This window comes from Protofrankia sp. CiP1_Cm_nod1, from assembly GCF_920888515.1.
Taxonomy (GTDB): Bacteria; Actinomycetota; Actinomycetes; order Frankiales; family Frankiaceae; genus Protofrankia.
On the sequence record NZ_CAKKTM010000194.1, the window covers coordinates 1 to 11,409 of the forward strand.

General features: G+C 72.2%; 10 protein-coding genes and 1 pseudogene. 2 read left to right on the forward strand and 9 right to left on the reverse strand.

Annotated elements, in window-relative coordinates; genetic code table 11:
* Positions 1 to 511, forward strand: a pseudogene (locus NBX02_RS08845) (ATP-binding protein); the annotation flags it as partial.
* A 117-nt stretch (positions 512 to 628) separates the two neighbouring features.
* On the opposite strand, the gene NBX02_RS08850 reads toward NBX02_RS08845, so the two are convergent.
* The 5 genes from NBX02_RS08850 to NBX02_RS08870 form a co-directional block, all read right to left on the reverse strand.
* On the reverse strand, positions 629 to 1,957 hold the full coding sequence (locus NBX02_RS08850) for a glycosyltransferase family 4 protein (RefSeq protein ID WP_250283811.1): 1,329 nt from the start codon (positions 1,955 to 1,957) through the stop codon (positions 629 to 631).
* Positions 1,958 to 2,122: 165 nt separating this feature from the next.
* Entirely contained in the window at positions 2,123 to 3,265 is a 1,143-nt protein-coding gene (locus NBX02_RS08855) for a glycosyltransferase family 2 protein (protein ID WP_250283809.1), read from the reverse strand.
* Complete coding sequence (locus tag NBX02_RS08860) at positions 3,262 to 3,885, reverse strand: acyltransferase (protein WP_250290867.1); 624 nt, start codon at positions 3,883 to 3,885, stop codon at positions 3,262 to 3,264. Before NBX02_RS08860 ends, NBX02_RS08855 begins: the two co-directional genes overlap by 4 nt.
* 80 nt (positions 3,886 to 3,965) lie before the next feature.
* The gene (locus NBX02_RS08865) at positions 3,966 to 4,877 is read right to left on the reverse strand and encodes a glycosyltransferase (protein ID WP_250290870.1); all 912 of its coding nucleotides are present in this window, start codon (positions 4,875 to 4,877) and stop codon (positions 3,966 to 3,968) included.
* 47 nt (positions 4,878 to 4,924) lie between these two features.
* On the reverse strand, positions 4,925 to 5,764 hold the full coding sequence (locus NBX02_RS08870) for a 2OG-Fe(II) oxygenase family protein (protein ID WP_250283804.1): 840 nt from the start codon (positions 5,762 to 5,764) through the stop codon (positions 4,925 to 4,927).
* 269 nt (positions 5,765 to 6,033) lie between these two features.
* Between NBX02_RS08870 and NBX02_RS08875 the strand changes: the two genes are divergently transcribed.
* Entirely contained in the window at positions 6,034 to 7,326 is a 1,293-nt protein-coding gene (locus NBX02_RS08875) for a glycosyltransferase family 4 protein (protein ID WP_250290872.1), read from the forward strand.
* Here the strand turns inward: NBX02_RS08875 and NBX02_RS08880 are convergent.
* The 4 genes from NBX02_RS08880 to NBX02_RS08895 form a co-directional block, all read right to left on the reverse strand.
* On the reverse strand, positions 7,274 to 7,543 hold the full coding sequence (locus NBX02_RS08880; RefSeq protein WP_250290874.1) for a type II toxin-antitoxin system RelE family toxin: 270 nt from the start codon (positions 7,541 to 7,543) through the stop codon (positions 7,274 to 7,276). The genes NBX02_RS08875 and NBX02_RS08880 overlap by 53 nt on opposite strands.
* A complete protein-coding gene (locus NBX02_RS08885) occupies positions 7,540 to 7,827 on the reverse strand; it encodes a type II toxin-antitoxin system Phd/YefM family antitoxin (protein WP_250290876.1) in 288 nt (95 codons plus the stop codon). Before NBX02_RS08885 ends, NBX02_RS08880 begins: the two co-directional genes overlap by 4 nt.
* A gap of 129 nt (positions 7,828 to 7,956) precedes the next feature.
* A complete protein-coding gene (locus tag NBX02_RS08890; RefSeq protein WP_250290878.1) occupies positions 7,957 to 9,144 on the reverse strand; it encodes an amidohydrolase family protein in 1,188 nt (395 codons plus the stop codon).
* On the reverse strand, positions 9,144 to 11,240 hold the full coding sequence (locus NBX02_RS08895; RefSeq protein ID WP_250283796.1) for an O-antigen ligase family protein: 2,097 nt from the start codon (positions 11,238 to 11,240) through the stop codon (positions 9,144 to 9,146). The genes NBX02_RS08890 and NBX02_RS08895 overlap by 1 nt, the downstream gene beginning before the upstream one ends.
* Positions 11,241 to 11,409 lie beyond the last annotated feature (169 nt).

Consider the following 11,409-nt stretch of genomic DNA (forward strand, 5'->3'; position numbering starts at 1 on the left):
CGTCGAAGCCGTCGTCTTCGCCGACCCCCGCACCTTCGTCCTGCCCGACGGCCGCTTCGACCTGGCGAAAATGCTCGACGAATTCACCGACTTCTGGACGGAAAGCGGCGAGATCCTCGCCTCCGGCCGGCGTTACCCCGAGGCCGCCCCCCAGCTCGTCCTCATGGGCTTCCTCCAACGTGTCGTCAACGGCGGCGGCTACGTCACCCGCGAATACGGCATCGGCCGCGGCCGCATCGACCTGCTCATCCGCTGGCCCTACACCACCCCCGACGGCAAACGCCACTGGCAACGCGAAGCCCTCGAGCTCAAGGTCTGGCGCGCCGGGCGCGCCAACCCGCTGCGCACCGGCCTGAAACAGCTCGACCACTACCTCGACCGGCTGGGCCTCGACACCGGTGTCCTGGTCCTCTTCGACACCCGACCCGACGCCCCCGACATCACCGAACGCACCACCATCACCACCACGACAAGCCCCGCCGGCCGCACCATCACCCTCATGCAGGCCTGACACGCCAGAAAAGCGGTAACGGAAGGTAACGCGGTAGCGGAAGGTGACTTCCGTCCGCATCCGGGTTCTGGCGTTCCACCGCCCGCTACCGCCCGCGGTGAGCGGGCGCTTCGGACGTCACCAGCGGCCCCGCCGGCCGTTCACCGCGGCGAGCGTAGCGGCCCCCGCCACCAGGAAGGCCGCCGTCGAGGCCGCGGCCTTCCGCCAGGACGCCGGTCGCCGGCGCGGCCACGACCGCGTTCCGGCTGCCGTGTCGGTGCTGGTGGCGCCCAGCAGGTGGTCGTAGACGGCGACGTATCCGGGGGCCTGCAGCCGCCAGTCGAGGACCTCGACGGCCCGCTCCCGGCCCTGGCGGCCGAGCTCACGGCGACGTTCGGGGTCGTCCAGGAGATCCGTGACGGCCCGGGCGAACCCCTCGAGGTCCCCCGGCTCGACGTAACAGGCCGTGTAGCCCGCGGACACCCTGGTCTCGGTGAGGTCGAAGGTGACGACCGGCACCCCGTAGGCCATGTACTCCATGGTCTTGTTCATGGTCGACACCTCGTTCAGCGGATTCGCCGGATCCGGGCCGAGGCCGACCGCGGCGGTCCGCAGGTACTTCTCGATCGTGACCGCGTCCGCCCTGCCGGTGAAGGTCACGTAGTCGTCCAGGCCGAGCTCGGTGGACAGCGCGCGCAGCTCCTCGAAGCAGTCACCGAAACCGAGCAGGGCGACGTGGATGTCCTCCCGGCCGTCCTTGTGGACAAGAATGTCGAGCGCGCGCAGGACGGCGTCGACACCGTCCTGCGGGCCCATCACCCCGAGGTAGACGGCGAGGTGGCGCCGGCCACGGCGCAGGTCCGGCGAGTCCGCGCCCGGCCGCATCCGGTCGGTGTCCGGGCCGCTGCGTACCACCGTCGTGTCGGCGTGGTCGCGCCGGCCGCGTCCCATCGCCACCAGCCGGTAGGACTCGTTGGTCGAGATCACGTGGTCGGCGAGGCGGTAGGTGATGCCCTCGAGCAGGTAGAGGCCGCGCAGCAGCAGGTCGGACGGGCGGTCGAAGCGGGACCGGTACACCTCCGGGCACAGATCGTGCTGGTCGTAGACGAACTTCGTCCCGGTGAGCTTGTAGGGGGCGGCGAGCAGCGCGTAGGTGTCCGGCGGGTTGCACGCCTGGATGACGTCGAAACCGATCTCGCGCCGTACCCGGACGGACAGCCTGGCCGTCCTCAGCCAGCACACGACGAATTCGGCCAGATAACCACGGACGCCGGGCCTGGTCTTCGGGGCGTCGTATTTGTGGAGATGGACGCCGTCGAGCTCCTGGTAATCGGGATCCTGCGGCCCGCGGGGGCAGATCACCGACACCGTGTAGCCGGCCCGGACAAGTTCCTGGCATTCCAGCCAGACCCGCCGGTCCAACGGTACCGGCAGATTCTGCACAATGATCAGGACACGCTTGTTCACCTTCGGTCGCCCCCCGGACGCCGGTGGCCCGGGTTTTCACCCGCCGCCACACCTGAATTGCATGACATTCCTGACAGCGGTCCCGGTGGCACCGGGCGGGTGGCCTGGACGTGCTTTTCCGCTCGTCCGGTCCGCCCGTCCGGTCCGCCCGTGACGAGCTCGGGGTCAGCCCGCGGTCGGCCGGTCCGCGGCGGCCGGCGACGGCGGGTATCCCGGTTGCCATTCCCGGCGGCTCCGCCAGACCCCCACCCAGGCGCCGGCGGCCGACGCGGAACGTCCCGGCCCGGATGCGGCCGGCCGCGCCGCACCCGTCGCCGCCGGTGCTGTCGCCGCAGGTGCCGGTGCTGTCGCCACAGGTGCCGGTGCTGTCGCCGGCCGCGCCGCCCGCAACCGGCGGGTGAGCACCGCCAGCGCCGCCCGCACGGCCACGCCGAGGGTCAGCAGCGCGAGCGCGGCCCGCTGACGCGCGCCCGGCTCGAAGTGATCGCGTACGAACGTCGCCTTCGCCCGCATCACCATGATCATTTTGTCCGAGCGGCGGGCCGAGGAGGCGCCCACATGGTGGATGACGGTGGCGTTCGGCGTGATCACCGGGCGCCAGCCGGCGCGGCGGGCCCGCACACTGAGATCCGCGTCCTCCCCGTACATGAAGTAGCGGGGATCGAACCCGCCGAGAGCACCGAAGACGGCCCGTGGGACCAGCAGCAGGCAGCCGGTGACGACACCGACCTCACGGACGCTGTCCCGGCGCCACCGGCCCAGCGACTCCGGGTCGAACAACGCCGAGCCCTTGCGCCAGGTGCTCAGCCCCAGGCCGAAACACGCCAGGCTCCACAACGTCGGCACGCCCCAGCACGAACTCGGATCCAGCGAGCCGTCCGGACGCAGCGTCCGGCCACCGTAGATGCCGTGTCCGGGCCGGGCCCGCGCGAACGCGAGCAGCGCGCCGAGCGCGTCGTCGAGAACGACCGTGTCCGGGTTGAGCAGCAGCAGGTACTCGCCCTTGGCACGCTGGGCGGCGAGGTTGACCGCCCGTCCGAAACCGAGGTTGGTCCCGGACTCGACCACCTCGACGTCCGGGAAGGCGGCGCGGACGCGTGCCGCGGAGGAGTCGGTCGACGCGTTGTCGACGACGATCACCTCGTACGAGGTGTCCCTGGTCTGCTCACGCAGGGATTCCAGGCACTTTACGGTGAGCTCCGCGGTGTTGTACGAGACGATCAGTACGGAAACCTCGACGCCGGCCCTGACGGCGGCCCCGGCGCTGGTCTCGGCGCTGGTCTCGGCGCTGGTCTCGAGACCGGTCATCCCGGCTCACCCCGCTTCCCCACGACCCGCGCCGGCGCCCCCACCGCGATCGAGCCGGGCGGCAGCGACCGGGTCACCACCGAACCCGCGCCGACGACACACCCGTCGCCGATCTCCACACCGGCGGTGACGACCACCCGGGCGCCGAGCCAGACGTCCCGGCCGATCCGGATGTCGCGTTCGCGCCTGGGCTGGTGCATGACCGGGACGTCCGGGGCGATCTGGTAGTCGGAGGCCGTGACGAACACCTCCGGGCCGAACAGCGCGTATTCCCCGATGTCGATCCGGCCGGTGCTGTCACCCGCCCACAGGTAGCAGCGCTCACCGATGTGGGCGTGGTCGCCGATGCTGATCCGCTCGCCGTTGCGGATGGAGACGTTGGGCGCCAACCGCACCCCCCGGCCGCGGGTCAGCAGCGCCTTCTGCCGGGTGTGGGAATAGGAATAGAAATGCAGGATGCGGAACAGATGCGCGTAGGGACGCGGGTCCAGCAGCGATTTCACGGCGTTGAGCCGCCGCGTGCCGGCCGCCTTCCCCCGCCTGGCCGCGCTCCCCTCGGCTGTTTTCCCCCGGAACGCGCTCCCCCGCATCGTGGCCCCCTCGGCCGTGCCCCCGTTCACGGACGGGCTCCCATTCGCGGACGCGTTCCCGCTCACGGACGGGCTCCCATTCGCGGACGTGTTCCCGCTCACGGACGCGCTCATGCGGCCGCTCCGTTCACCCGGCTGCTGGCATCCCGTTCCCAGGTGCCCAGCTGCCCGCGTCGGACCTTGCGCCGGGCCAGCAGCTGGGCCACCGCGGAGATGGCGACATAGGCCGGGACGGCGGTGACCAGCGCCGGCTCGGCGCGCACCACGGCGAGCCAGCCGGGCAGCCGGCCGGGACGCGCCACCCCGGCCGTACTCGACCCGGCCGTACTCGACCCGGCCGTGCCCGCGGCCGGGGTGGCCGGCGCCAGGCCCAGCCGCCGCATCTCGATGTTGCCCGCGTACACCCGGATCTTGCGTAACACCAGGTCACGGGCGGTACGCGCGGGATGGACGAGGAACTCGGTGCCGGAAACGGTCCGGCGCTCGTCCGCCGTGAAACGGTGATAGAGGAAGAAGTCGTCCGCGATCGCCTCCGGGAACCGGTCGAACCGGGCCCGGCCCCGCTCGCTGACGCCCACCACACCGGAACCGACATGGTTGTCGCGGGTGTAGGGCAGCTTCAGCCAGATGCGGTAGTAGTCCCGGACGGCCCGGCTCACCCCGGCCGTGGCGACCCGGATCCGCGGGGCGGCCGCGAGCGCGGGGCCGGCCCGCAGCACCTCGGCCACCCGGAGCAGGTCGCCGCCGCGGACCTCGATGTCGGCGTCCACGTAGAAACGCGGGAAGCCGGTCGCGGTGTCGTCACCGAGGTTGAGCGCGCCGGCCTTGCCCGGCCGGGGTGCCTCCACCACCCGGGCCCCGGCGGCGCGGGCGAGCTCAGCGGTGCGGTCGGTGCAGCCGTTGCAGACGACGACGATGTCGATCTCCCCCGGGCGGACGCCGTCGGCGAGCCGCTCCAGGCAGCGGCCGATCACCGTCTCCTCGTTGTGCGCGGGTATGACGACGCTGGCGAGAACGGTCACGTGGTCACCTGCCCCAGCCCCCCTTCCCGGATCCGCCGGCCGGGCGCTCAGCGCCCCGCCTGGCGGCGGGCGCGCAGCGTGCGGGCGGCGTCGACGAGCAGGGGCGGGGCGGCCCGGCGGGCGATGTCCTGGGCGCGGGCCAGCCCGGTCGGGCGGATCTCCTCACCGGGGCGGGCCCGGAACAGCGTGGTGTGGTCCGGTGACGCCTCGTCGGCCGGCCGGCCGTTGGTGTAGTAGTACCAGGCCAGCGAGCGCCGGGTGACCCCCTCCGGGGAACGCAGCGGATCCGGGTGGCCATGGTAGGAGTGGTCGGTGGTCGCGAAGACCACGAACCTGTTGAACAGCGGCGCGATCCGGTGGACGGCTTTTGTCATGTCGCGGTCCCACAGCTCCAGGTGGCCGCCCCAGGAGTCGTCCCAGTCCTCGTTCAGGTACAGCAGCACGTTCAGCCGCCGGTCCACGCCGAGCCGGCGGTGCCGGTTGAAGTCCGCGTGCACCTTCAGGAAACCGCCCCGGACGATCTGGTGCAGACCGCCGCCGACAAGATGCGGATCCGGCAGCAGGCCCGAAATCCCGGTCAGCTCCTCCAGGAAGTCGAGGAAGGGGCCGGAGTTGAACTGCTGGAGTATGTGCCGCAGCGGCGCCGGCATCAGTGTCTCGTCCGCCAGCGCGAGTTTGACCTCCTGGCTGGCGTCGAAACGCTGCCAGTCGGCGTCCCCCGGCTTCGGGAAGGCGTCGACGACCGCCCGCAGCGTCTCAGCGGGCAGAAAATCGTCGATGACGACGTGCCGGAAGGGCTGCGCCGTCTGAAAGGAGGCGCCGTATTTCTCCGCGAGCGGCCGCAGAGTCTCCCGGTCGAAATAGTAGTCGGACACGGTCCGTGGCAACGTGAAACAACCCCCCAAAGCCGTGGGCAGCTCCGGCGATTTCACCGGAACAGCTGCCCGCACTACACCCCGTCACTCCACGCACGCTCCGTAAGGTAACGCACCGGCGCGTGAGTGGCCCCACCTCGGCGCCCATACTGTAGACCATCCGGATGTGGCGCCGGACACGGCACATGCGGCAGCGGGTATCCGTCACGCGTTCACCGACGGCACCGAAGACCGGTTCACCCACCGCAATGGCGCGCTTCACGAGGGGGAGTTGTCTGTCGATGACCACGGGAATCACAACGAACGACACGGCCGCGGCCACGGCCACGGCCACGGCCGGGGAACGGCCGCTGCGCGTCCTGTACTCGTTTCCGCACACCCTCGGCCGGCCGGGGATCTCCACGACCGCGTTCCACCAGGTCAGAAGCATGATTGACGCGGGTTTCGCGGTGACCGTGTACTGCACGAGCCTGGCGGGGGAACTCGACGGCGCGGCCGAGGTCGTCGAGACGATGGTCGCCCGGGGCCGGCGGATCCCGCACCGGGCCATCGGCGTCCGCCGCGCCTACGGCTACCACGACAGGCGTACCGCCCACGAACTCGCCACCCGCCCGTACGCCTACGACGTCGTGCACACCTGGCCCCGCGGCTGTATCCACACCCTGCGGACGGCGCGGCGCATCGGCCTGCCCGGGCTGCGCGAGGTGTGCAGCCCGCACAGCCGGTCCGCCTGCGGGCTGGCCGAGCAGGAGGCCGCCGCCTGCGGCATCCAGCTCCCGCGCGGGCACGCCCATCGCGGCACCACCGGTCATCTCCGCCGGGAGGACGCCGAGTACGACGCGGCGAGCACGCTGCTGTGCCCGTCCGACTATGTGGTGCGGACCTTCGCCGAGTACGGGGCCGACACCGGCCGGCTGGTCCGGCACGCCTACGGCTACGACCCGGCCCGGTTCTTCCCCACCGATCTCCCCCGCCCGGCGGACCGCCCGTTCACCATGGTCTTCGCGGGACGGGGCGAGCCGAACAAGGGGCTGCACTACGCGCTGCGCGCCTGGCGCGACGCGGGCGCCCCCGGCGAGCTGCTCATCTGCGGTGTGATCATGCCTGAGTACCGCGCGAGCCTGGGCGAGCTGCTGAGCCTGCCCGGGGTCCGGGAGCTCGGGTTCGTCGACGACCTCGGCACGCTCTTCCGGAGCGCGGACGCGCTCGTACTACCCAGCGTCACCGAGGGGAGCGCCCTGGTGACGCTGGAGGCCGCCGCCTGCGGCTGCGTCCCGGTGATCTCCGACGCCTGTGGCTCCCCGGCCCGGCACCTGGTCGACGGGCTGGTCCACCAGGCGACGGACACCGCGACACTGGCCGAGCACATCCAGCTGCTCGCCGAGGACCCCGCGACGCTCGCGACGCTGCGGCAGGGCTGCCTGGACGCCCGCGACCGGCACACCTGGGACGCGGCGGGCACCCGGCTCGCCGAGGTCTACCGCGCGGCCGCCCGGCCACGCCCGCCGCTCGGCGCCCCCGTCACATCGTCCGGTGGATCTCCCGGCGGTGGCCGACTCCCACGATCAGGATGATGAGCTGCCCGTCCACGATGTCGTAGATGATCCGGTAGTCGCCGACCCGCAGCCGGTAGCGGTCCTCGTAGCCGGCGAGTCTCCGCACGTTCGCGTCCGGGCGGCGCGGGTCGTCCCCAAGCAGGACGAGGGCCCGCAGGATCGTCAGCGCGGCCGGTTGCGGGATGGCCCGCAGCTGCCGGACCGCCCGTTCACGCCACCTGAACGCGTACTTCACGCGACGCCCTGGTCAGGGCTGTCCTCGAAGATCGCGGCGATGGCCTCGGCCATGCTGTAGGTGGGGGCGTCGGGGTTCTCCGCCAGGTCGCGGTCGGCCTCCCGGGCGAAGTACCGGTCGATGGCGTCCTCGAGAGCGTTGAAATCCTCGATGGGGACGACCGCGGCCACGGCCTGGCCGTTGCGCGTGATGACGGTGGGCGTTCCGCCCTGGGCGCGCGTGATGACCTCGGCGAAATGGGCGCGGGCGTCCCTTGCGCTCAGCTCGTTCTGGCTGTCGTCCACACCGGAAGCGTACCCTGAATTGTGTACACGCAGGATCGCTGGCCGGGACAGCTCACGCGTGGGACGCCCCGCCGGTGGGCGATGGCCGGCGGCGGGGCCGCCTCCGAGAACGGCCTCAGGGCGCGGCTGTCAGGACACCGGCCGCGGATCGGGCCGGCGGGCGGGCCCGGCCGGTGGCGACGGCGCCGCGGCCACCGGCCGGACGCCGGGCAGCAGGCGCGCGGCGTTGCCGGCGTACACCTGGCGCAGCACCTCGGGGGGAAGGTCCAGACCGTAGACAGCCCAGCGCCCCTGCGGCGGCGGCACCGACGGCGAGTACGTGAAGTGGTCGTCGTCGGTCTCCAGCAGCCGGAAGAAGGCCCGGTAGCCGTCCGCGGCCGGGGGGAAGGCGTCCGTGCCGAACAGCACCCGGTCGGCGAAGCGCTCGATGAACCGGCGGGCCACCCGCGGCTGGCGGCCCAGCTCGGCGGCACGGGCCGAGATGTCGACGCACAGGTTCGGGTAGGCGGCCAGCATCCGGGTGACCTCGCCGAGGTCCTCGGCCAGGCATCCGACGTGCGCCCCCACGAAGGTCGTGCGGGGATGGGCCGCCACCACCGACTCCAGCGCTTCGAGGAGGCGGGGCAGGCCCGGGCCGCGCAGCCCGGGCAGGGCGTTCAGGCCGGCGGCCCGGGAGGCGGTCGGGTGCCGGCGCAGCTCGTCGAGGCGTTCGTTGTGCCGGTCGGGACGGCGGAAGAACGCCACCGGGTCACCGACGTGGATGAGGACCGGCAGCCCGAGCTGCCCGGCCGTCTCGAACACGTCGGAGAGCCTGGGATCGTCCGGCAGCACCAGCCGGCCCCGGCCGTCACGGACCCGCATCCCGAGGTCCTTCCACACCTTCAGACCGCGCGCGCCGGCGGCGGCGGACGCGCGCAGCTGCGCGACCAGCTCCCCGGTCGCCCGCCGCGAACGCAGCAGCCCCCAGTCGAGGTGACAGTAGGTGACGAAACGTCCGGGGTGGGCGCGATCGTAGCGGTCGAGGTTGGCCGCCAGCTCCGCGCCCCACCGGCCGTCGAGGTTGACGATGGTCGTGATGTTGAGCTCGTCCATCATCGCCAGCAGCGCGCCGACGTCGTCGACCATCCAGGAGCCGTCCCGGCGCAGCCAGCGGCCCAGGTGGTTGTGCGCGTCCACGGCCGGGAACGCGGCCCGGCGGATCTCGGAGGCGGGTGTCCGCAGGGCCGGCTGAGGATCCCACCGCGACAACGGAGGGTCCGCGATACGCGCCCGCAGGAGAGCGATACCGGCTTTCCTGACGGTCTGGCGTGGGTTCATCAGGCAGCCTTTCGGATGGACGGTCTCGGATGTGTGGCCAGATACGCCGCCCGCCACCGCCCGGCCCGGGCGAACAGCCGCTCGGTCATCGGCAGGACGAACATGAGACCGAGCAGGCCGAGCACGAGCACCATGCCGAGAGCGCGTTTGCTGTTGCCGGTGACCAGGCTGGCCCGGCCGGGCATCAGGGCGGGGACCGCCGTGAGACGGGCGTTCGACTCCGGCGCGGCCGCCTGCTGGACGTCCTGGAGAGTCGTACCGACCTGGGTGGCCAGCTCCCGCATCTTGGCGACCGCGACATCGGGGTCGCTGCTCCAGACGGTGACGATGACGGTCGGGGCGTCCGGGGCCCCGGGGTTCTCCGGGGTGCCGATGGTCTCGGCCGCGACCACGTACTCGGCCCCGCGCTCCGCGCGGTTGAGATCGACGACGAAGCCCCGGCCGTTGACCCGTTCGGCGACCACCCGCACGATCGTCTGATTGCTCAGGTTGAAGGCCTGGTAGGGGTTGAGCGCGCTGCCGGCCTGGGGGAACACCGCGAGCGCGGCGGTCGCCTCGTACGTGCCCCGGGCCGACCGGACGTGCAGCATCCCGGCAGCCACGAGCAGGGCGACGGCCAGCGCCACGTACCAGCGGCGCAGCGCGAGGGCGGGCAGGTTCCAGATCCCCGGGTGCGGCAGCCCGGCGCCCGGCCACGGCCGGCCGGCGGCCCGGTGCGGCGCGGATCCGTCCCCGGTACGCCGCAGGCCCTCCAGCCGCATCAGCGCGCCGACGCTTCCGATCAGCAGGAAGGTGGTCAGGAAGACCATCGCGTAGCCGAGCGCGTCAAAAGTGACGAAGGACACCCCGACCGCGATGACGGCGCCGGCCAGCGTCTGCGCGAGGTTGCGCAGTTCGGGATCCTCGCTGTCCCGGCGCAGGCGACGGGCCAGCACGAAGGTGCCGACGAACAGCAGCAGCAGGACGCCGAGCCCAATGACACCGGTCTCGATCAGATGCCCCAGGTAGGCGTTGTCCAGCACCCGGTACTTCTCCGGCAGGAAGGTGCCGTAGCCGCGCCCGAGCCAGAAGGAGTTGTCGATGTAGACGCCTGCCGTGGCGTAGTCGGCCGTCCGGCCGGCCGCACTGTCGTCGTTACCGATGTTGAGGAACAGGTCGAAGATCGTCTTCAGGGTCCCGGGACTGGCCACCTGCATCGCGGCCAGGGCCACCGGGGAGAGCAGCAGGGCCCGTCGCCGCAGGCGCGCCGGCCAGGACGGCACCAGCACCAGCAGGGCGATACCGATCGTGAGGATGGCCGACCGGGACACCGACATCGGCAGGGTGAGACCGATCACGGCGACCTTGAGCCACGCGTTGCGCCGCCCCTCCGGCGGCGCGTACAGCGCGTAATGCAGCGCGAGCGGCAGGACCGCCGCGAGGACGACCCCGAACTCGATCGCGTGGCTCGCCGTCCCGGCCACCCGGACCAGGCCGTCCCGCCCGGAGATGAAGCTCTGGCCACCGCCGCTGAGACCGGGTATCCGGATGTAGCCGTTGATGTCGAAATGGAAGTAGAACTGCAACAGCCCGAAGATCGCCAGTACCGTGCCGGCGGTGCACAGCCGGCGCAGCAGGGTATCCAGCCGTGCCCGGTCCGGGACGCCGTCGAGGACGGTGAACGCCAGGCCGAGCGCGGCGCCGACCGTGAGCACCCCGCGGTCGGCCGCGCGGATCTCCGCGCCGGAGATGGGCCGTGTCATGGCCGCCACGTAACTGACCAGCACGGACAGGCCAAAGAGGGCCAGCAGGACGCGCGCCCCCTGCCCCGGCAGGGGCGGACGCTGCCAGGGCACCAGCCGGACCGCGACATACCAGACGAACAGCAGCATCCCGAGCAGCAACGCCGGGTTGCCGGCGGCGCCCAGCGGCGCGAAACGCATCCGCGCCGGGATGATGATCATCATGACCAGCAGGGCGGTGACCGCGACCACCGCGTCCCCGCGGCGTAACAGCTGCAGGCGCAGGTCCGCCGCCTCCGGCGCCGACCGCGGTACCCGCCGGGACGTGACGAACAGCCCCGTGCCACCGAGCGTCCGCCCGGACGAGGAGATCATCGGTTCGGCAGCATCCGGCGGCTGAACTCGGTGGTCTCCAGCTCCACGAACCCTTCCCAGCCGGTCTCGTCCGGCGCCGGGCCGGCCGCCCGCCGATGGTCGGCGGCATCCGCGGGGGCGGCGGCCCGCGCCGGTGGGAGGTCCGCGACGTCCAGCGGCTCCACCCGTT

Excerpts from the sequence above, each read along its gene's own strand:
- NBX02_RS08855 (WP_250283809.1), bottom strand. The coding sequence starts at position 3,265 with ATGACCGGTCTCGAGACCAGCGCCGAGACCAGCGCCGAGACCAGCGCC.
- NBX02_RS08875 (WP_250290872.1), top strand. The coding sequence starts at position 6,034 with ATGACCACGGGAATCACAACGAACGACACGGCCGCGGCCACGGCCACG.
- NBX02_RS08890 (WP_250290878.1), bottom strand. The coding sequence starts at position 9,144 with ATGAACCCACGCCAGACCGTCAGGAAAGCCGGTATCGCTCTCCTGCGG.
- NBX02_RS08895 (WP_250283796.1), bottom strand. The coding sequence starts at position 11,240 with ATGATCTCCTCGTCCGGGCGGACGCTCGGTGGCACGGGGCTGTTCGTC.